This window comes from Streptomyces sulphureus DSM 40104, assembly GCF_000381025.1.
GTDB classification, from domain to species: Bacteria; Actinomycetota; Actinomycetes; order Streptomycetales; family Streptomycetaceae; genus Streptomyces; species Streptomyces sulphureus.
The window spans coordinates 139,952-160,700 of sequence record NZ_KB905820.1; the positions used below are offsets into that span (position 1 = coordinate 139,952).

General features: G+C 72.6%; 13 protein-coding genes and 3 tRNA genes. 8 read left to right on the forward strand and 8 right to left on the reverse strand.

The genetic code is table 11. From position 1 onward, the window contains the following. Window positions 1-207 precede the first annotated feature (207 nt). From F603_RS0121625 to F603_RS0121635, 3 genes are all read right to left on the reverse strand, one after another. Entirely contained in the window at window positions 208-1,173 is a 966-nt protein-coding gene (locus F603_RS0121625) for a DUF5926 family protein (protein ID WP_019548046.1), read from the reverse strand. Between the two features lie 386 nt (window positions 1,174-1,559). After that, entirely contained in the window at window positions 1,560-2,090 is a 531-nt protein-coding gene (locus tag F603_RS0121630; protein WP_019548047.1) for an ATP-binding protein, read from the reverse strand. A gap of 281 nt (window positions 2,091-2,371) precedes the next feature. Continuing rightward, window positions 2,372-3,175: a glycerophosphodiester phosphodiesterase family protein gene (locus F603_RS0121635; RefSeq protein WP_051096302.1), complete on the reverse strand. Its 804-nt coding sequence runs from the start codon at window positions 3,173-3,175 to the stop codon at window positions 2,372-2,374. 275 nt (window positions 3,176-3,450) lie between these two features. On the opposite strand from F603_RS0121635, the gene F603_RS0121640 reads away from it, so the two are divergent. Together F603_RS0121640 and F603_RS0121645 are read left to right on the forward strand one after the other, a co-directional pair. Continuing rightward, entirely contained in the window at window positions 3,451-5,028 is a 1,578-nt protein-coding gene (locus tag F603_RS0121640; protein WP_019548049.1) for a S1C family serine protease, read from the forward strand. A 72-nt stretch (window positions 5,029-5,100) separates the two neighbouring features. Beyond that, a tRNA-Ser gene (locus tag F603_RS0121645) sits at window positions 5,101-5,187 on the forward strand. A gap of 194 nt (window positions 5,188-5,381) precedes the next feature. Here the strand turns inward: F603_RS0121645 and F603_RS33555 are convergent. Continuing rightward, window positions 5,382-6,215 carry a DUF2637 domain-containing protein gene (locus F603_RS33555; RefSeq protein WP_019548050.1) on the reverse strand — a complete coding sequence of 278 codons (834 nt, stop codon included), beginning with the start codon at window positions 6,213-6,215 and terminating at the stop codon, window positions 5,382-5,384. A gap of 558 nt (window positions 6,216-6,773) precedes the next feature. On the opposite strand from F603_RS33555, the gene F603_RS0121655 reads away from it, so the two are divergent. The 4 genes from F603_RS0121655 (at window position 6,774) to F603_RS0121670 (ending at window position 10,882) form a co-directional block, all read left to right on the forward strand. Then, window positions 6,774-7,052, forward strand: coding sequence for a hypothetical protein (locus F603_RS0121655; protein WP_019548051.1), 279 nt, complete (start codon window positions 6,774-6,776; stop codon window positions 7,050-7,052). Between the two features lie 180 nt (window positions 7,053-7,232). Beyond that, on the forward strand, window positions 7,233-8,198 hold the full coding sequence (locus F603_RS0121660; protein WP_169379083.1) for a DUF1906 domain-containing protein: 966 nt from the start codon (window positions 7,233-7,235) through the stop codon (window positions 8,196-8,198). Window positions 8,199-8,441: 243 nt separating this feature from the next. Further along, window positions 8,442-9,059: a SigE family RNA polymerase sigma factor gene (locus F603_RS0121665; protein WP_019548053.1), complete on the forward strand. Its 618-nt coding sequence runs from the start codon at window positions 8,442-8,444 to the stop codon at window positions 9,057-9,059. 134 nt (window positions 9,060-9,193) lie between these two features. Continuing rightward, window positions 9,194-10,882: a long-chain fatty acid--CoA ligase gene (locus F603_RS0121670; protein WP_019548054.1), complete on the forward strand. Its 1,689-nt coding sequence runs from the start codon at window positions 9,194-9,196 to the stop codon at window positions 10,880-10,882. Window positions 10,883-10,930: 48 nt separating this feature from the next. Here the strand turns inward: F603_RS0121670 and F603_RS0121675 are convergent, their stop codons facing one another. Beyond that, complete coding sequence (locus F603_RS0121675; protein ID WP_019548055.1) at window positions 10,931-16,060, reverse strand: response regulator; 5,130 nt, start codon at window positions 16,058-16,060, stop codon at window positions 10,931-10,933. Between the two features lie 260 nt (window positions 16,061-16,320). Further along, the gene (locus tag F603_RS0121680; protein ID WP_019548056.1) at window positions 16,321-16,746 is read right to left on the reverse strand and encodes an SSI family serine proteinase inhibitor; all 426 of its coding nucleotides are present in this window, start codon (window positions 16,744-16,746) and stop codon (window positions 16,321-16,323) included. Window positions 16,747-16,997: 251 nt separating this feature from the next. Here F603_RS0121680 and F603_RS0121685 point away from each other — a divergent pair. Both F603_RS0121685 and F603_RS0121690 read left to right on the forward strand, forming a co-directional pair. Continuing rightward, window positions 16,998-17,087 (forward strand) — tRNA-Ser (locus F603_RS0121685). Between the two features lie 185 nt (window positions 17,088-17,272). After that, a tRNA-Arg gene (locus tag F603_RS0121690) sits at window positions 17,273-17,345 on the forward strand. A 950-nt stretch (window positions 17,346-18,295) separates the two neighbouring features. On the opposite strand, the gene F603_RS0121700 is transcribed toward F603_RS0121690, so the two are convergent. Further along, window positions 18,296-19,768 (reverse strand): DEAD/DEAH box helicase, encoded by a 1,473-nt coding sequence (locus F603_RS0121700; protein ID WP_019548057.1) that lies wholly within the window; start codon window positions 19,766-19,768, stop codon window positions 18,296-18,298. A 341-nt stretch (window positions 19,769-20,109) separates the two neighbouring features. Then, window positions 20,110-20,313, reverse strand: coding sequence for a cold-shock protein (locus F603_RS0121705; protein ID WP_019548058.1), 204 nt, complete (start codon window positions 20,311-20,313; stop codon window positions 20,110-20,112). Window positions 20,314-20,749 lie beyond the last annotated feature (436 nt).

Genomic DNA, 20,749 nt, shown 5'->3' on the forward strand with positions numbered 1-20,749 from the left:
ACCGGGCTCCTAGAACGGTAACAAGAGATCCGCCGTTCGCAAATTCGATCGCGCAGATCCGGACGCCGATTTACCGACGGGTAGGGGAAGTTGCGCCCGTTCTGTGAGTCGCCTCACGAGCCGGCCACACCCCCTCCCGTGCACCGTTCGCCCGCAAGTAGTCCGACGACGGACCAACCTCCCCCGCCTCGCGGCGAGTTCGGCGAATCAGCTCAATGTCACCTGTCGGTTGGCGAGACCGTCGCGTGCCTTGCGCTCGGCGGTGGACAGGGCGCCCTCCGCCCCCAGCGCCTCGGCGAGCCGCTCGGCGAAGGCCGCCGCAGGCTTCTCGCACTCCTCGTAGCCGGCGTCCTCGGGCAGGTCCCACACCGGGACGAGCAGCCCGTGCGCGCGGAACGAGCCGACGAGCCGCGAGCCCTCGACACCGTCGAGCGCGCTCGCGCCCGCCGCGTGGAGCCGTGCCAGCGCGTCGAGCAGGCGCTCCTCGGGATGGGTCATCACCCAGCGGAGGTGGTTGCGGTCGTTCGCCTTGCACCAGTACGCGCCGTCGACGCCGGCGAGCCGAGCCGTGGGCACCGCGGCCGAGTTGGCGCGCTCCAGGGAGGCGGCGACCGGGTCCGACGGGGACTCGGTGCCGTCGAGCCAGAAGTCGAAGCCCTCGTGGACGACGGGCGAGAGCGGCACCTCGGGGTCGAGGAGGTCCTGCAACCGGACGTCGCCGCCCGGGCGTCCGGCGGGCACCGCCGTGTCGGGCTCCGCCTCCAGCGCCCGTCGGAGGACGTCCGCGAGGTCTCGGCTGAGGTCGCCGGAGGCGGTGTCGTTCTGGAGCCCGAGGAGGACGCTGCCGTCAGCGCGCCGCAGACCCGGCGTGGCGAGCGGCAGCACCGTGGCGGCACGGACCGAGGGGACCCCCTCGGGAAGCCCTCCGCGCAGGGTGAGTTCGGCGGTGGCCGCAGGAACCAGCTCGCGCAGCGCCACCCACTCGACCTCGCCGGGCAGACCCTCGAAGGGACGGCGTACCAGCTCGGTGACGGCTTGGGCGGCGGCCCGGCCGTGGCACGCCTTGTACCGGCGTCCGGACCCGCACGGGCAGGGCTCGCGGGCGCCGACGGCCGGGACCTCGCCGGCGGTTGCGGGCTGCGGGGCGGTCTGGGGGCGGCGCTTCTTGGCCATGACGGAGGTACTCCTGGTGTGCGGGTCGTCTCGGTCTCGTGCTCTTCCGGCGGCGCCTGGCGGACGGCGCTCTCCCTGTCGCCCGTGCACGCATCGGCACCTGCGCCGCGCGGACGCAGCGACGGTCGCCGCCGGCGCTCGTTTCAGCCGTATCCGTTGGGGCGTTGGGGCTCCGCCTTCCGTAGCACTGCGGTACCACCGGCGCCCCCGGCCACCCGCCGCAGCGCCGACGCTGCCGGGACGGGGCGGACCCGGCGGACCAACGCACGGCGCACAACGAGCAATCGGCGACGCCGCCGCCCCGGCAGGGCGGCGGCGAGAGAGACCCTAGCCGCTGACACGCGCGGGCGGACCGCCCGTGCGCCGGTGCGCCCCGAGACCCCGGGTCACGCCGACTCGTCGAGCCCGGCGAACTCGAAGCTCTCGGCGAGGCGATCCCCGAGCCCCTCGCTCCCGTCGAGCACGGCCCAGACCGTGACGCCGGTCTCGCACGCGCCCTCATGTGCCGCGGCCTGGCCGCGGGAGCGCGGCGGAAGACCGTCATTGACGCCCCAGTCGCGCGCGAGCGCCCTGATGATGGCGAGGCCGCGGCCGCCGCGCGCCGAGATGGAAGGCGTGGCGGGCAGTGGCCTGGTTGGGCCTCCGCCGTCCGTGACCGCGATGGTCAACTCGCCCTTGTCGTCCCTGCTCCAGGATGCGCGGACGCGCCGCTCGGCGTCGAGCGGCCGCGCATGCCGGCAGGAGTTGCTGAGTAGTTCGGAAAGGATCAGAACCGCGTCGTCCACGACCGAGTCCGGCGCACCGCTCGCGAGGAGCTCCTCGCGCATCCTGCGCCGCGCCGACCCCACGCCCGCCGGCCCATGGGGCACGGCCATGGTCGACGACGTCGGCACTTCCTGTGCCACCACGAACGCCACCCCCGAGACCTCCTTTGCCCCACGCCACGGGATGAATGCCCCTCCCGAGTGGAACGGAAACCGGCCACTCACCGGCTCTTGACGCACGCCGACTGATCGAATAAGAACCGCGAACAGCCAACGCGCTGGCAAGTACCTGCTGAGAGCCCCGACTTGCTCCCTCAGCCCGGCCAACGAGCCCGCCCCCGCACGGACACGTACGTGACGAAGACCACTGCTCACACGGGCACTTGCCCCGCACGAAGAGGTATCCCCGCCGCATTCCCGGACATCGCACGCACTCACTCGAGTTGGGCGCGCACCCGCGACGGCCGGTTGGTGATCACGGCGTCGACGCCCAGCCGCACGCAGAGCTCGACGTCCTCGGGCTCGTCGACGGTCCACACGTGCACCCGGTGTCCCGCGCGGTGCGCACGCGCGACGTAATCCGGGTGCGACCGCAGCACCCGTACGTGCGGACCGGCGATGGAGACGCCCGGCGGGAGGCTGCCGTCCCGGTGCCGCGGCAGCAGCCACTGCATCAGGTACGCGGTCGGCACCCACGGGGCGCCGGCGCGCACGCGCTCCAACGAGCGGGCGGAGAAGCTCATCACCCGCAGCCCCGGCAGCTCCCGGTAGCGGCGGAGGAGCACGAGCAGGCGTTCCTCCACCTGACCCGCCCACCGGGTCGGATGCTTGGTCTCGATCGCCAGGCCGACCGGCCGCGGCGTGTGCGCGACGAGTTCGAGGAGGCGCTCCAGCGTCAGCACCGAGGTGAGCTCGCCTCCGGGGAGGCGGGCCGCGTCCGGCGATCCGGCCTTCCAGGAGCCGAAGTCGAGTTCGGCGAGTTCGGCGAGCTCCAGCGCGGAGACGGCACCGCGCCCGTCGGAGGTCCGGTCGACGCGGCGGTCGTGCACGCAGACGAGGTGACCGTCGGCGGTCAGCCGCACGTCGCATTCGAGCGAATCCGCGCCCTCCTCGATCGCCCTGCGGTACGCGGCGAGCGTGTGCTCGGGTGCCTCCCCCGAGGCCCCGCGGTGCGCCACGACCTCGAACGGCCGCCCCCTACGTGGACGCTGGACCGATCCACCGGCGTGTTCCGTCACCCGCACATCGTGGCACGCAGCGCCGTCCGCCGGCGCGGAACCCCGTCCCGCCGCCGGACGTTCCCCGGTGAGCGGGTGAGGACGGGTCCGCATACGCTTTCCCCGGAACTTGCTCCGGACCGGACCGTCCCGCCCGTCGGTGGGAGGTAAGGAAGGGCGCCCGTGGAAGAGGGGACGTCTTACGCGCGTCTGACAGCCCATGGGGAAGGCTGTCCCCTGACACTCACGTACGTGGATGCCCTTCCTGGCTATGTCGTGCACCTGAGGAGACTGCTGTGAGCACCGAGAACGACGGCGCCGCCGAGACGCCCGCGGCGGGGCCCGCACCCAGGCACCCGTCCACCGGCACCCCGCACGCCGTCGCGGACGAGGACTTCTCGCCGACCTCCGCTCCGGAAGGACCGGCCGCACGCGCCTCCGGGGACGAACCCCCGAAGCCGGCCGGCGAACCGTCCGACACCGCGCACCAGAGCGCCGACGAACCCCGCGCCCCGCACCCGGAGCAGCCCCCGGTTCCGCCGGTGCCGCCCACGGCGCACGCCTCCGGTCCCGCGGGCCCGGCCGGCGGGCCGCAGGGTCCGGAGGGGCCCGGATATCCGGGATCGGGCCAGACGGGCCAGTGGGGCACTCCTCCGCCTCAACCCCCTTACGGCGGCGGCCCGGGCGGGCCGCAGTACCCGTGGGGCGCACCTCCCGGACCGGAGCCGAGGCCCGAGGGGAAGCGGCGCGGAGGGCTGATCGCCGCCGTACTCGTCGCGGCCCTCGTCGCCGGCGGCATCGGCGGCGGCATCGGGTTCTGGGCGTCGGACCGCGCCGGAGACGACTCGACGACGATCTCCTCCTCGAGCGACCCGGAGGCGCTCAACCGCTCGCCCAAGTCGGTCGCCGGCATAGCGTCGAAGACCCTGCCGAGCGTCGTGACCATCACCTCCTCCGGCGGCGGCGAAGAGGGCACGGGCACCGGCTTCGTCTACGACAAGGAAGGCCACATCCTCACCAACAACCACGTCGTGGCGAACGGTTCGAAGGGCGGGGAGCTGTCGGCCACCTTCTCCGACGGCAAGAAGTACACGGCGGAGGTGGTCGGCGAGGCCCAGGGGTACGACATCGCCGTGCTGAAGCTGCGCGGCACCGGGGACCGCAAGCTCACCCCGCTTCCGCTCGCCAAGTCCGGCGAAGTCCAGGTCGGGGACGCCACCATCGCGATCGGCGCTCCGTTCGGCCTCTCGGGGACGGTCACCACCGGCATCGTCAGCGCCAAGAACCGGCCCGTCGCCTCCAGCGACGGCCAGGGGGCCCAGGCGTCGTACATGAGCGCCCTGCAGACCGACGCGTCCATCAACCCGGGCAACTCCGGCGGCCCGCTCCTCAATGCGCAGGGCGCCGTGATCGGCGTCAACTCGGCGATCCAGTCCGGCGGAGGCGACGGCCTCGGGCAGTCGCAGGCGGGCAGCGTCGGCCTCGGCTTCGCGATCCCCGTGAGCCAGGCGCAGCGCGTCGCGGGCGACCTGATCCGTACGGGGCAGGCCGTCTACGCCGTGATCGGCGCCACCGTCGACATGGGCGGCGGCGAGCGCGGCCAGCAGCAGAGCGGCTCCGGCGCCACCATCTCCAAGCACGGCCAGGGCGACACCGAGCCGGTCCCGAAGGGCAGCCCCGCCGACAAGGCCGGCCTCAAGCCGGGCGACGTCATCACCAAGTTCGACGACACCCTGATCGACAGCGGCCCCACCCTCATCGCCACGATCTGGACCCACAAGCCGGGCGAGAAGGTGAAGCTCACCTACGAGCGCGACGGCAAGGAGAAGACCGTCGAACTCACCCTCGGCTCCCGCGAGGGCGAGTCCCAGTAGCCCCCGATCGGCTGCGCCCGCACCGCCCCGCACACGTTAGGCTGTCCCCGCGTCCGCTCCCGGCGGACGCGGGGAGGTGTGCCCGAGCGGCCTAAGGGAACGGTCTTGAAAACCGTCGGGGTGGCGACACCCCCGTGGGTTCAAATCCCACCGCCTCCGCAGGGCCGACAGGCCGGACAGGGCGTCTCTCGTGAGGGAGGCGCCCTGCGTGTTGGAGGCTGTCCCGTTCTCGTGTGCGCATCCGCTCCGGGGTCGCCGGCAAGGCTCGTCCGCCGCACACAGCCAGCGCCCCCGTACGCCGCCCCTGCCTGGAACACGCGGGCGCCAAGCCCGCCATCCGGCTGGTGAACCTCTCACCCCGCCCTGTGCCGATGCGCCCCCCGCCCCGGGTGGGCGTGGCGGGCGGCCGGGGCGGGTGGGGCGAACAGGTCGATCTGGCGGACGAGTTGGTGGCAGCAGAGGAGGACCGTCACCGGGGGGAGGCCGGCGATGATGAAGCCGGACGGGGTGCGGGGGGCGTCGCTGATGCACAGGGTCATCGCGGCGAGGGCGAGGAAGGCGACGACGAGCCAGGAGTGGACGGTGCTGCGCTGGTTCATCCTGGCGCGGAGGATGGAGAGGGTGGCGACCGCCCAGGGGCCGTAGATGAGCATGGGCCACAGCTCGGCGAGTGTGGGGCCTGTGACGCGTTCGGCGAGGTGGTGAAGCGGGTCGTAGCAGGTGAGAGCGCCGAGTACGGTCACGCAGACGCCGATGAGCAGGGCGAGAGCCGCGGAGAGTGCGTTGAGCAGCGCGTGCGGGGACGCCCAGCGCGGGGAGTGGGAGGCGCGGTGCTCATGGGGCCTCGGTTTGCGGTGCCGTGGGTGGGTGCCGGTCGGCTGGCGGGGGGCGGGGACGGCTTCGCCGGCTCGCCTGTCCCTGTCCTGCTCCTCCCGTACGAGTTGGGCCAACTCGGCGTCCAGATCGGGGAATTCGAGGGCGTTGCCGTCGAAGTCGAGGACAGGTTCGGGGAGTGGCTCCTCGGGGAGGTGGCCGTAGACGTCGGCGCTGCCTAGCCCTGCCGCCGTGGGGGCGGCCGTGCCGAGCGGTTCGGAGGCGGCTCCGGTCGGGAGCCGTTCCGTGCTTCGACCGCCCGCCTGTCCCTCGGGGTCGGGGTCGCGGTACGAGAAGCCAGAGGTTTCGTACAAAACGTTTCCTCGGTACGGAGGCGGGACGGAGGTCGCGCACCCGGGGTGGGTCCGCCTCCGTGGGAGGGAGCGAACGCGCCTCGTACTCCGCCCGGGCACATCCCTTGCAACGAGCACCGCGCAGCTAAGTAACTGGACATTCTGGCTACTTGGTACTTCTATTGCCATTCAGGTGTAGCTCATCTGAAAGTACCGGTGCAGCGCCGCATGCACGCTTCGACACCCCGCCCGATCCTGTGTACGCCGCCACCGCAGGGGAGTTCGCACCCGGCCGTGGCTGAAGACCGTACGAAGAGCGGCACTTGTGGTGCAGACGCACCGAACTGCCTGACCACTCGGCCCGGTTGCCCACCGCGTGCATCGAGGATGAAGGCTCCCACTTTCCGGCGAGAGAAAAGGTGTTTGTCCAGAGATCCTCACGCTTGCGGACGAATACAGCCGGTCCGTGTGGCTTTACGTACATGCCTGGGCAACTCTGTTTCCGCGACGCCGCACAGTGTCGCGTCGGCAGTCAACTGCCGTACACCACAGCGGTCTTACGTTCCTGGAGGAATGAACATGGCACGCACCAGCACCGCCCGGATCATCGCCGCAGCCGCCTCCGTACCGCTCGCCGTCACCCTCATGAGCGGTATCGCCCAGGCCGACGACGGCGCCGTCGCGGGCCTCGGCTCCAACGCGAGCGTCAGCGAGCAGGGTCAGGTGGCCGGCGGTGAGGGCAACAACACCAACCAGGCCAACAACGCGACGGTGAACGGCGACGGCAACCTCGTCAAGCAGGACAACACCACCACCAACGTGGAGTACACCGTGGTCATCACCAACCTGTGGCGCTGACCACGGCGGGCTGAGCCGAGCCCGCGCCGAGTTGTCGGGGGGAACCAGGGCCGTCCGCCGGTGCACCGGCGGACGGCCCTTCGCCGTACCACGGGTGCGGACCCCGCGATCGGCTGAATCCCGACCCACCGCAGGGCGTGCCTGAACCTTCGCGCGGCCTCGGGCTTCTTCACTCGCCGCATGTTTCCCCGTAGTCAGTTCCTACGACGGCTGGCCGTACCGACGGCCGCGCTCGCCTCCCTCCTCACCGCCGCTCCGCTCCCGGCCCAGGCGTCGGACCCCGCGCCCGGCCCGTCGTCGGGCAGCGCCCGACCGCTGCCGCAGACGCCGCAACCGCACGTGCCCGGCCCCGGCGCGGAGCCCGTGCCCGAGGGCGTCCTCCCCACCCCGCGCGCCGGTGAGGGCGACCCACGCGCCGCCGGAGCGCACGTCTACACCGGCGCAGGGTTCGACACCTGCGAGGCGCCCCCGCTCGCAACGATGCGCTCCTGGAAGCGGAGTTCGCCCTTCGGTGCGGCCGGCGTCTACATCGGGGGCCGCGCGCGCGGCTGCCCCCACCAGGCGAACCTCGACGCCAACTGGGTGCGGGCGACCAGCGCCGAGGGGTGGCGGCTGATCCCGGTCTACGTGGGGTCGCAGGCACCGTGCGTACTCGCCGCGCACAAGCGGAAGTTCGCGCTGGGCCACGAGGACCCGGCCGGGCACGGCGCACGCGAGGGGCGGGACGCGGTGGCGCGCGCCGAGGCGCTCGGTATGCGGGCGCGCACCGCGATCTACCTCGACATGGAGGCGTACCGGCAGTCGGACGCGCGGTGCGCCGCCACCACGCTCCGTTTCGTGCAGGCCTGGAACCGCGCCGTACGCGACGCCGGTTACCTGCCGGGGTTCTACAGCAGCGCCGACTCCGGCATCGTCCACATGGAGCGCGCCCGCCGCTCCGGCGCCCCCGACCTGCCCGAGGCCGTGTGGTTCGCACGCTGGGACTCCGGGAGCTCGGTGTACGGCGAGAAACGGCTGCCGCCGAAGGCATGGCACCCGCACCGGCGCATCCACCAGTACCAGGGGAACGTCCGCCTCGAGTACGGCGGCCGCGCCCTCAACGTCGACCGCAACACGGTGGACGCACCGGTCGCGGTCGTCGGCTGAGCCGTACGGAAGCGCGAGGGGGCGGCGCCCGGCCCCCGGCCGCGAAGGGACGGAAGGCGCAGGCGAGTTGAGGCGGGACGGTGCGGTATCCCCGAGAGGGCGCCGCCGGGTACCCTGATCCGGCCGCCGTACGTTCTCCACCTTCAGTAGGTGGGGCCCGCGCCGGACGTACACCCAGAGGCGGACGTCCCTTCGGCACCCAGGGGCGATGGCCCGAGCGGCCCGGACTTCTAGCGTTGAGCCATGACCACGCCTGGGACCGTTCGGACAGCCCGGACCACCGTCGAGCGCGCCCCCGCAACCGCGGGGACGCCGGGTACGGGGAGGAGTCCGCTGACTTTCACGGCGTACGTCGCCGCTCGCGGACCCGCGCTGCGGCGCACCGCGCGCTCGCTCACCGCCAACCCGTCCGACGCCGAGGACCTGTTGCAGACGGCGCTCGCCAAGACGTTCCTCGCCTGGGAGCGGATAGCCGACCACCGCGCTCTCGACGGCTACGTGCGCCGGGCACTGGTGAACACGCGCACCTCGCAGTGGCGGAAACGCCGGGTGGACGAGTTCGCGTGCGAGGAGCTGCCCGAGCCGGAGCCGCTGCCCGCCACCGATCCCGGCGAGGAGCAGTCGGTGCGCGAGGCGATGTGGCACGCGGTGCTGCGCCTCCCCGACCGCCAGCGCGCCATGGTGGTGCTCCGCTACTACGAGGACCTCAGCGAGGTGCAGACCGCCGAGGTGCTCGGCGTCTCGGTGGGTACGGTGAAGAGCGCCGTGTCGCGCGCGCTCGCCAAGCTGCGCCAGGACCCGCGGCTCTCCGCCGAATTGAGCCCGGAGTCCGCGGGCATCCCGGTGCCGTCGGGGGGTTGAGCGCGTCCGGTGTACCTGCCACGCGGATCTGCCCCGAATTCCGCGTCACCGGTAGTGACATACCGCCGGGTATGCCAGCAGAATCACCGGAAACTTACCCTCGCGTAACGACGCGCTGATTGGGGAGGTCCCCGGTGCTGAGCACGATGCAGGACGTACCGCTGCTGGTCTCGCGCATTCTCGAACACGGCTCGACGATTCACGGCCGCTCACAGATCACCACCTGGACCGGCGACGGTGCCCCTCGCCGGCAGAGCTTCGCCGAGACCGCGGCAAGGGCGGCGCAGCTCGCGCACGCGCTCCGCGCCCTCGGCGTCACCGAGGGCGACGCGGTGGCGACCCTCATGTGGAACAACGCGGAGCACACCGAGGCGTACTTCGCCATACCTTCGATGGGGGCCGTCCTCCACACCCTCAACCTGCGGCTGCCGCCCGACCAGTTGGCCTACATCGTCCGGCACGCAGGCGACCGGGTGCTCTTCGTCAACGGCTCCCTGGTCGGGCTGCTGACCCCCCTCATCGAGCACCTCCCCCGCCTCGAACACGTCGTCGTCTCCGGCCCGTCGGCGGAGGAACCACGGGCCGCGCTGGACGCGTCCGGCGTGGAGGTGCACGAGTACGAGACGCTGCTCGCCGGACGCCCCACGGCCTACGACTGGCCCGAACTGGACGAGCGGCAGGCCGCGACGCTGTGCTACACCTCGGGCACCACGGGGGAGCCCAAGGGGGTCGCCTACTCGCACCGGTCGGTCTACCTGCACTCGATGCAGGTCAACATGACCGAATCGATGGGCCTCACCGACGCGGACCTCTCGTTGGTGATCGTCCCGCAGTTCCACTGCAACTCGTGGGGCATCCCGCACGCCGCCTTCATGACCGGCCTCAACCTTCTGATGCCGGACCGGTTCCTCCAGCCGGGACCGCTCGCCGAGATGATCGACACCGAGCGCCCCACCCACGCGGCCGCCGTCCCCACGATCTGGCAGGGGCTCCTCGGCGAACTCGAGGCCAGGCCCCGGGACGTGTCCTCGCTGGCGCAGGTCACCATCGGAGGCTCGGCGTGTCCGCCGTCCCTGATGACGGCGTTCGACGAGCACGGGGTGCGGGTCACGCAGGCGTGGGGGATGACGGAGACGTCGCCGCTCGGAACGGTGGCGCGGCCCCCGGCCTCCGTGGAGGCCGGTTCCGATGCCGAGTTCGCCTACCGGATGACCCAGGGACGGTTCCCTGCGGGCGTCGAGGCCCGACTGGCGGCCCCCGAGGGCGGTTTCGCGCCCTGGGACGGCAAGTCCCAGGGCGAGCTGGAAGTACGCGGACCGTGGGTCGCGGGCGCGTACCACGGCGGCGTCGACGGCGAGAAGCTGCGCCCCGAGGACAAGTTCAGCCCGGACGGCTGGCTGCGCACCGGCGACGTCGGGGTGATCGGTCCCGATGGCTATCTGACGCTCACCGACCGGGCGAAGGACGTCATCAAGTCGGGCGGTGAGTGGATCAGTTCGGTCGAGTTGGAGAACACGCTCATGGGGCACACCTCCGTGGCGGAGGCGGCCGTCGTCGCGGTCCCCGACGACCGGTGGGGGGAGCGTCCGCTCGCCGTGGTGGTGCAGGCGGAGGAGGCGGGCGAGGCGACCTTCGAAGAGCTGCGGCAGCACCTCGGCGAGAGGGTCGCACGCTGGCAGCTTCCCGAGCGGTGGACGCGCGTCGGCGCGGTGCCCAAGACGAGCGTGGGGAAGTTCGACAAGAAGGTGATCAGGGCCCAGTACGCGGCGGGGGAGCTCGACGTCACCCGGCTCGACTCCGCCGGACACGGGTCCGACGGATGACGGTGCGGGGGCGGGCACCGGCCCGCCCCCGCTCAGAACCGTGGGGCCTCAGTTGGCGCCGATCTTCGTCAGCAGGTCGACGATGCGCGACTGCACCTGCGGCTGCGTCGAGCGCTCGGCGAGGAAGAGGACCGTCTCGCCGGAGGCGAGCCGCGGCAGCTCCGCCGGGTCGAGGTCGGCCGAGGTGTAGACGACGAACGGGGTGCGGTTGAGCAGGCCGTTGACGCGGAGCCAGTCGATGATGCCGGCCCGCCTGCGGCGCACCTGCATCAGGTCCATCACGACGAGGTTGGGGCGCACCTGCGCCGCGATCTCCACCGCCGCCGCGTCGGTCTCGGCGTGCACCGCCTGCATCCCGCGCCGCTCCAGCGTCGCCACGAAGGCGCCTGCTATGGCGTGGTCCTCCTCGACGAGGAGAACCCGCGGCGGGTGCTGCTCGCTGTCGCGCGGTGCGAGCGCCTTGAGGAGGACCGCCGGGTCGGCCCCGTACGCCGCCTCCCTCGTCGCCTGCCCGAGCCCGGCCGTCACCAGCACAGGCACCTCGGCCGCCACGGCCGCCGTCCGGAGCGACTGGAGCGCGGTGCGCGTGATGGGCCCGGTGAGCGGGTCGACGAAGAGCGCGGCCGGGTACGCCGCGATCTGCGCGTCGACTTCCTCACGGGAGTGGACGAGCACCGGCCGGTAGCCGCGCTCGGAGAGCGCGAGCTGCGTCGAGGTGTCGGGCTCGGGCCAGACGAGGAGGCGGCGCGGGTTGTCCAGCGGTTCGGGCGGCAGCTCGTCGTCGGGGTGCGCGGGCAGGGAGAGGCCGCGCCCCTCGGTGACCTCGACGGGGCTGTCGGGACCGTCGAGCGGCTCGGGCCCCTCGGCCGCTTCGCTGCTGGGGGCACCGATCGCGAACTCCTTTGCCGTGCCGGTGCCTTGGCGACGCTGGTCGACAGGCTGCGGCGGCTGGGCCTGCTGCGGGGTCTCCTGGGGGGCGGCCGGCGCCGGCTCTTCTGCCTCGTCCGGTGGCGTCGCCAGCTTCCGCCGGCGGCCGGAGCCCGGGAGCGGTGTCGGCGTCGAAGGGGTCGACGGTATCGCCGAGGCGCCCGTCCGGCCTGCCTGCCTGCCGTCCGCGCCGTCACCGGGGCGGCGGCTGAACGGGACGCCCTGCCCGAGGGTGCGCACCTGCGGGCCGCCCGCGTACGAATCGGCGTACCCGTCCGGCATCGGCAGCCCGCGCGCCGTCGCCTGCTGCTGCTCGGGGAGCGGGTCGCCGCCGAGGATGGGACTGCGCGCGACGACGGACGGCGCCGCACGTCGGTCCTCCTCCGGGCCGGCCTCCGCTTCCGCGGACGTATCGCGATGCTCGGGCTCGGTGGGAGGCGACGGTGCGAACTCGTCGGCGGCTGCCGGTGCTTGGGCCGGCGCCTCGGCCGAGCGCTGGTTCGGCAGTGCGGACGACTCGGGTGCATCGGCCGGTGCGGGCGCGCCCGGGAGCGGTTGCGGCGGGGCCTGCGGCGCCTGAGGCTGCCCGAACTGGACGCCGGGAGCCTGGGGTTCGGGGTACTGCGGCGACTCCGGGGCAGCCGGGGCAGGCCAGCCGGGGACGGGGTGCTCTGCGAAGGGTGGAGTTGGACCGTGGTGGTCGGTGGGGGCGGCTGTGGCCGGTGGCGGTGCGGGGGTTTGCGTGTCGGGGGTGCCGGGCGGCGGCGTGGGGGCGAGTCCGTCCGGTGCGGGCTGCTGGCTGGGGGTCTGCGGAGCCGTGGTGCCCGGGGCAGCGGGCGCGGACTGGGCGCTCGGCGCCTGCGGCCCGTGGGCTCCGGGTGGTGTGGGGTGGTGCGGGGGTTGTACTCCGGGTGCGTGTGCGCCGGGGGCGGGTTGGGCACCGGGGGCCTGCTGCTCGTACGCGCCCGGCGCCGTTGGCGGCTGCGGCGCGGACTGCCCGTACGCGCCGGGGGCGGATTGAGCACCGGGAGCCTGCTGCTCGGAAGCGCCAGGCGCCACCGGCGGCTGCGGCGCGGACTGCGGCCCGGATGCGTGGGCGCCGGGCGCGGGTTGGGCGCCGGCGGCCCGCTGCTCGTACGCGCCCGGCGCCGTTGGCGGCTGCGGCGCGGAGTGCGATCCGTACGCGCCGGGGGCGGATTGAGCACCGGGAGCCTGCTGCTCGGAAGCGCCAGGCGCCACCGGCGGCTGCGGCGCGGACTGCGGCCCGGATGCGTGGGCGCCGGGCGCGGATTGAGCGCCGGGAGTCTGCGACTCGGGGGCGCCCGGCACGGCTGACGGCTGCGGCCCGGACGCGTGGGCGCCGGGGGCGGATTGAGCACCGGGAGCCTGCTGCTCGGGAGCGCCGGGCGCCGTTGGCGGCTGCGGCGCGGACTGCGATCCGTACGCGCCGGGCGCGGATTGAGCACCGGGCACCTGCGACTCGGCCGCACCCGCCGCCGGCGCATTCGGCCCCGACCCGGACGCATACGCACCCGGCGCAGGCTGCACACCGGGCACCTGCGACCCGGGGGCTACGGGCGCAGGGCCGTCGGGCGTCGCGGAACGGGCTCCGGGCAGCGGCTGCTGAGCGCCGGGGACGGGCTCCGGCGCGGCAGGGAACTGCTGCTCACCGGCAGGGAGTTGCTGCCGGCCGTGGAGGGCGTTCTGTGCGGGCTCCCTCTCGGAGGGCTGGCCGGTCGCCTCCGGCTCCCTGTGCGCCGGCGCGGGCTGCCCCGGGCGCGCGCCGGGCGCGGGCTGCGCGTCGTCGGGCGCGTAGGGCTGCGCCGGTACGAGACCGCGCGGGGACTCCGTCTGCTGCGCGAGCGAGGGCTCCGCGGACGCGGGGTAGCCGGTCGGCGCGGACGGCCCCGGCTCGGACGGCATGCCCGGCGCGGGCAGGGCCGGAGCTGCCGGGTCGGGAGCGGTGCGACTCGGCGCCGGGCCTGCGCCGACGTGCGGGTCGGGGCGGTCCCCCGCAGGGACGGAGGGCGAGTCACCACCCTGCGGCGCGGGCGCCTCCGACTGAACCTGCTCCGAGGGCGCAGGAGGGAGCGCGAACGGGGCGTGCTGCGGACCCTGTTCGGTCCGCGCCGCCTCGACGCGTGCGCGGGCGGCCGCGAGCCTGCGGGCGCGCCTACCGCCGCCCGTCGAGCCGGTGTCCGACGCGTCGACGTCCGGAGCCTGCCCGGACTCCCCCGGACCGAGCGCCGGCAGCACCCCCTGGGCCGGAGGCTGCGATTCCGCGTCAGGACCGTGGGGTTCTGCGAGTGCACGCCGCGCCCGGCGCCCCGTGCCCTGCGACGGCGTCCGGTCTTCGCCGACGCGGGCCCCGGTGTCCGCCGGGCCCGCCTGCTCGTGCTGCTCCTCGGCCGAACTCGGCTTCCCGCGCCTGCGCCCCGTCGGTCGCGGCACGACCGCCGCACCCGTATCGCCCGGCAGCTCGACGGCGTCCGTCCCGGCGTGCGCCTCGCCCTGCCCGACGTACGCGCCACCGGACACGTCCACCGGCGCAGCACCGGACTCCGACGCCCCGCCGGCCGCCACGAACCCGTCGGCCGACCCGCCCGAAGCCGCACCCGACCAGGCACCGGCCCCAGGCACCGACTCGCTTTCTGCGGAGCCGCGCACCGGCCGGGCAGGCCCCGGCATCACGGTCGTCTCGTTCTCCTTCTCCTTGCCCACCCGTGCTCCCGCGGCCGGACGCGACGCCTCCGCAGCCCCGACCGTCGGCAGCTCCACGACGAAGGCGGACCCTCCGGCACCCGGCACCTCGTGCGTCTGCAGGACGCCGCCGTGCTTGCCGACGATCCCGCGCACCAGCGGCTGGTGCACCCGGTCGCCGCCGCTGTACGGGCCCCGCACCTCGATCCGCACGGCCTCACCGCGCTGCGCCACCGCCACGACGATCGTGGGGTCGACGCCCGACGGAAGCGGTGCCGCGTTCCCCGTCGAGTCGACGCCCGCGACGTCGGCGACGAGGTGCGCCAGCGCCGTCGCCAACTGCTCGGCGTCGAGTTCGGCGTCGATCGGCGGCGTGTGGACGGCGAACTGCGCGCGCCCCGGACCGATCAGCTCGTCGGCGCCCTCGATGGCGGACTGCACCACCTCGTCGAGGCGCACGGTGCGCACCTTGAGGCGCTCGGCGCCCGAATCGAGCCGCTGGTAGCGCAGCACGTTGTCGACGAGCGTGGTCATCCGCCCGTACCCGGCGGCGAGATGGCGCAGTATCTGGTTGGCCTCGGGCCACAGTTGACCGGCCGGATCGTCGGCGAGCCCGCTGAGTTCGGTACGCATCCGCTCCAGCGGCCCGCGCAGCCCCTCGCCGACGACCGCCTCCAACTGTGCGTGCCGCGCCGCGAGTTCGTCGTACGGCCGGCGATCGGTGAACGTGAGGACGGCGCCGACGAGTTGCTCGCCGTCGCGCACCGGGGCCGAGGTCATGTCGACGGGCACGGGCCGCCCGTCCTTCGCCCAGAGCACCTGGCCGACGCGCACGCGGTGCTTGCGCCCCGAACGCAGGGTGTCGGCGAGCGGCGTCTCCTCGAAGGGCAGCGGCGTGCCGTCGACCCTGGAGTGGTGGACGAGCGAGTGCAGCTCCTGCCCGCCGAGGTCGCCGGCACGGTGACCGAGTATCTGCGCCGCAGCCGGGTTGACGAGCACGATCCGCCCCTGCGCGTCCACACCCATCACGCCCTCGGAAGCGGCACGGAGGATCATCTCCGTCTGCCGCTGCTGGCGCGACAGTTCGGCCTCGGTGTCGAGCGTGCCCGTCAGGTCGCGGACGACGAGCATCAGCAGCTCGTCCCCCGTGTACCCGCCGCTGCCCGACGTCCCGTAGTCGGCGAACGCGGCCTCCACAGCCGAGGCGTAGGGGGTGCGCGAGTCCTCCAGGTTGGCGCTGGTCACCTCGACGGCGAACGTGCTCCCGTCGGTACGCCGCGCCGTCATCCGCTGCGGCTTGGTGCGCCCTTCCGCCTCCTCGATCTCCTCGGGCCTGCGCATCGAACCCGGGATGCGCTTGGAGTCGAACTCGGGGAGGAGGTCGAGGAGTCCGCGACCGACGAGCGCCGTGCCGGGGGACTCGAAGACCTCCAGAGCAATGGAGTTGGCGTTGACGACCGTGCCGTTGCAGTTGACGAGGATGAGGGCATCGGGCAGCGCGTCGAGTATGGCGGCGAGGCGAGCAGCGCCCCGGGACGGCCTGCTGCTCACAGCGGTCTTCCTCCCTGCTGACCACGTGCGGTGACCCACGGCGCCGGCTTCCTGCTGACGTCCCCGCCGATCCTCCGCTTCTGCCGGACTGCCCGGTTGCCGGTCGGTCGCCCGGGCGCGTCGCTAGGGGGAAGTGTACGGGCAGCCGGGAGGGGAGCGGCGAGGGATGCGGCAGCCGCTGCGGAGAACCGGTGGAGAAGAAACGGAAGTCGGGGAGACCGGAGGACGGGCTGATGGTGCGGGTGCGCCGGCGCCACCCGTCAACTACGCGGCAGTACGGGGACCAGCGCCGACCAGCGGTCGATTTCGCACCCGTCGGTGCGGTCGAACCGCGCGTCGACGCGCTCGCCCCGCCACGTCCCTACGACCTTCGCCGTCGCATCGCCACCGTGGACGAGCGTGCACAACTCCCCCTCGCCCACGGGCGCGAACGGGTCCCCGCCGTCCGCGGTCGCCTCGCGGAGCTTGGCGCAGGCGGCGCTCGGGTGCGGGTGATCGCCGCCCGTCGGGCGGCAGCGGAGGGGGCGCGAGCCGTTGTACGCCCCCGACTCGCTCCCGGAGACGGTGAGATGGAGGACGTCCGGCCTGCCCTCCGCCTTGGATGCGCCCGGCCCGGCGGGCGCGGCGCCGAGGGCGGCGCCCGCGAGGAGGAGCGCTGCGGTGGGCAGGACGAAGCGGCGCGGCATGGGTCTCTCCCGGGTTCGACGGGGAGCGGACGTCCCCGCTCCTGTTCCGTTAACGCCCCGGGCGACGTCCCGTTGCGCGCTGCCGTCGGCCCGCGTCGAACGAGGCGGGATGCGCTCCCCACCTGCCTCGGACGGATGCGCTTTGCCTGAGCCTTACCGGACCGAGTACGGTAGGACCCGATTGGAGACAGCCCACGCGGCTGTGCCATCATCATCCGCACACACCGCGCTTCCGAGCTCCTGGTGTGTCTGGAGGCTTCGCCTAGTCTGGTCTATGGCGCCGCACTGCTAATGCGGTTTGGGGTGATCCCCCATCCCGGGTTCAAATCCCGGAGCCTCCGCTCGATCTCCACGATCATGAAGCCCCGACCACTCCGGCCGGGGCTTCTTCGTGCGCGCGACCCCTCTCGCCACACAGAGCGTTTGCGCAGGTCGGGAGGGGTAGACAGTAAGGATTTCACCTCCGGCCGCAGGTCATGTAATGTTGTTCCCGCAACGCCGAGGGGGCGACCGACCCGAGGCACAAGCGCTCGTAGCTTAACGGATAGAGCATCTGACTACGGATCAGAAGGTTGCAGGTTCGAATCCTGCCGAGCGCGCAGTCGAAGGGCTCCGTTCCGATCATTTGGAACGGAGCCCTTGTGCGTCGTGGAGCGATCGTATCGGAGCCACACGGCGCTGCTGCCCGGCTACGGTGGGCACGCCCGCTGAGGCTGCCGCCGGGTCAACACTCGCCGCCCTGCCCGACGTGCGGGAGACGGCGCAGATAGCGGCGGAACGCATCACGGCAGCCGGGCGGCTGCGCACCGGCCGCCGGCTGAAGGTGGCTCCGTGTGCCGTGTGCTGGTTGGGCGGCGGTGAGACGGCGAGGGCGAGGTTGGTCGAGCATGGCCTGGTGGACTCCGCCGTCTTTCAATCGGCAGTCGCGGGGGAGTCTTCCGGCTCTTCATGAGTGCGAAGGCGTGCTCGACACGGGCGCGGACCTTGCGGTGTGAAGTGTCGGAATCCTCTTGCCGGCCTGCGAGTTCGACCTGATCCGGCGGGATGACCAGGCCCGTGCCCCGATAGCCGCCGGCCGCGCTCACCGTCACACGAGGTCGCGAGGTGAGCGCGCTGCACAACTGGCTTTGCCACTCACTCGACCGAGGCTGGCTGTCAACGCCCTGCGTCAGACGGTGAGTCCGACGAGGGCGAGGGTGTGTCCGTCCTCGTCGACTACCGGGGACGGGTGCAGGGCGCGATGCCACATCCCGGCTTGCACGTCGCCGAGGTGTTCCGGAGCGGAAGGAAACGGTCCGCGGTTGCACGAGCCGGGTGCGGCCGTCTTCGTCGTGAGGCACCAGGTGGCTGGACGGGGGCGCCGGCGGCGACGGAGAGGGCCACGTCGACCATCATGTGCTCGTCCGCTTGGAACCGGGGGGGGCGCCCACCGCCTTTGCAACGGTGAGCGCCGGAGTCACAGTCGAGCCGACCTGGTTGTCGCTGTGTCACGGCGGTCCTTCTGTCGACTGCCTGGATCACCGACTGGCCACCGGACGGCCGGGGTTGGTCAGGCGACTGTTTTGAAGGAGGAGCGGCGTCCGCGGCGGGCGGGCCGGTTGCGGCGGGCCCGCTGTGCGGGTGCGGCGGGCTTGGGCGGCTCGGTGTCCGCGGCGCTGAGCGGGGTGCCCGGAGGGACCTTCGCGCCGGTGATGCGTACCAAGTCGGCTTCGCCGGGGCGGACTCGGGTCTGATGCGCGGTGATGGAGGCGTCCGACATCAGGCGTTTCATGCCGTGGCGCTGTCCGGGCAGGACGAGGGTGACGACGGTGCCGGATTCGCCGGCGCGGGCGGTGCGTCCGCCGCGGTGCAGGTAGTCCTTGTGGTCGCTCGGCGGGTCGACGTTGACGACGAGGTCGAGGTTGTCGACGTGAAGGCCGCGGGCGGCGACGTTGGTGGCCACGAGGACGTTGGTGTGCCCCGACTTGAACCCGGCGAGGGTGCGGGTGCGCTGGGACTGCGACTTGCCGCCGTGCAGGGCCGAGGCGCGCACCCCGACCGCGAGCAGGTCCCGGGTGAGGCGGTCCGCGGCGTGCTTGGTGTCGAGGAACATGATCACCCGGCCGTCGCGGGCGGCGATCTCGGTGGTCGTCGCGTGCTTGTCGGCTCCGTGAACATGCAGGAGGTGGTGTTCCATGGCGGTGACAGCGCCGGCGGAGGGGTCGACGGAGTGGACCACCGGGTCGGTCAGGTAGCGGCGGACCAGCAGGTCGACGTTGCGGTCCAAGGTGGCGGAGAACAAGAGCCGTTGGCCGCCGGGACGTACCTGGTCGAGCAGGTGAGTCACCTGGGGCATGAAGCCCATGTCGGCCATCTGGTCGGCTTCGTCCAGAACCGTGATGGCCACCTGGTCCAGCCGGCAGTCACCGCGTTCGAGCAAATCCTTGAGCCGGCCCGGAGTGGCGACCACGACCTCACTGCCGTTGTGCAGGTCCCGTGCCTGACGGCCGATCGGCATGCCGCCGACCACGGTGGCGAGACGCAGCCGCAGTGCGCGGGCGTAGGGGCTGAGTGCTGCCGTGACCTGCTGCGCCAACTCCCGGGTGGGGACGAGGACCAGCGACCGCGGCTGCCGGGGCGCGGCGCGCTGCCCCGCAGTGCGAGCCAGCAGCGCGAGGCCGAAGGCGAGGGTCTTGCCCGATCCCGTACGGCCGCGGCCCAGCACGTCTCGGCCGGCCAGCGCGTTGGGCAGTGTCGCCGCCTGGATCGGGAAGGGGGCGCTCATGCCGTGCGCACGGAGCGCCGTCTTCAAACGGTCGGGCATCTCCAGGCCGGCGAAAGTCTCGACAGCCGGCAGCGGGGCGGTGCGGGTGACCGGCAGCGCGAATTCCTTCGGCGGTCCGGACGGGCGGCCCTTTCCGGCGCGAGCGCCCTGGGACGAGCGGGGCGGCCCGCCGCGCCGGTTGGTGCGGTGCGGGCGCCGATCGGCGCCCGCAGAGGCGCGGTGCGAAGGGTTGGTGGTGGAGCGAGCGGTGTGGTTCATGCAGAACCTTCCTCGATGCGGCACGAATCGAGGAAGTCACCCAGCACTGCGCAGGCGCACGGGAATTCACAAGATCGAGCCGAAGAAAAGACGAAAAAATCCGGAGCCGTGATAGGCAGCGGGTCCGTCATGAAAAGCACCCCGGCCGTCGATGGAAAAGTCGGCGGATGAATGGGTGCCGTGCAGCCGGGGGCACGTTGGCTCACGGCCCAGTTGCAACAGGCGGCGCTGTCATTCACTCGCCGCAGGGGAAGCATATCCATTGCTGCCGGGACGAGTGAGAATAATGCGACGAGCTGGGCCGCACACAGGTGCGCCCCAGCTCGTAGTGCACGTCAGCGTCAGGCGGGAACGATGTTCTCCGCCTGCGGGCCCTTCTGGCCCTGCGTGACGTCGAAGCTCACTGTCTGGCCTTCGAGCAGCTCACGGAAGCCGGTGGCGTTGATGTTCGAGTAGTGGGCGAACACGTCGGCGCCGCCGCCCTCCTGCTCGATGAAGCCGAAACCCTTTTCCGAGTTGAACCACTTCACGGTGCCAGTAACCAAAATACATCTCCTTCAAGGCGGTACCCGGGGCCCGCACTGCGCGGGAGCCGGGGTTGCCGCGATGATAACCCTCCGCGAACGGAACAACACAAGGCTCTTTCCGGGGGTCCTGGAGGAGCGCTTGAATTTTCGGGGAACCACGACTGCAACTGCTCGTAACCGTAGCACGGTGACCCTGGCTATAGCGATGGCTCCTGGTTTCAGATCCGCCGAGGCAACACTTCTCACCGGGCATTATTCGTGTTTCTACAGCGGCGAAAATAGATTTCCATCGCCGGGCGGTTACTGAAATCGACCTCCGATGGTGAGCGCCACAGCACTGACCACCGGCTGGGTGTCGACAAGAGCAGAATCGGGTGCACCGGCGCACCGTCGGTGGTGACGGCCACCGCGCTGGCGTTCCAGGTGGCGATCTCGTCGGTGGCTCCCTCGATCC

What these genes read in the sequence shown, in the direction of transcription:
- F603_RS0121625 (WP_019548046.1), bottom strand. Translation starts at nt 1,173, where the DNA reads ATGGCCAAGAAGCGCCGCCCCCAGACCGCCCCGCAGCCCGCAACCGCC.
- F603_RS0121655 (WP_019548051.1), top strand. Translation starts at nt 6,774, where the DNA reads ATGGCACGCACCAGCACCGCCCGGATCATCGCCGCAGCCGCCTCCGTA.
- F603_RS0121700 (WP_019548057.1), bottom strand. Translation starts at nt 19,768, where the DNA reads ATGAACCACACCGCTCGCTCCACCACCAACCCTTCGCACCGCGCCTCT.
- F603_RS0121665 (WP_019548053.1), top strand. Translation starts at nt 8,442, where the DNA reads ATGACCACGCCTGGGACCGTTCGGACAGCCCGGACCACCGTCGAGCGC.
- F603_RS0121660 (WP_169379083.1), top strand. Translation starts at nt 7,233, where the DNA reads ATGTTTCCCCGTAGTCAGTTCCTACGACGGCTGGCCGTACCGACGGCC.
- F603_RS0121680 (WP_019548056.1), bottom strand. Translation starts at nt 16,746, where the DNA reads ATGCCGCGCCGCTTCGTCCTGCCCACCGCAGCGCTCCTCCTCGCGGGC.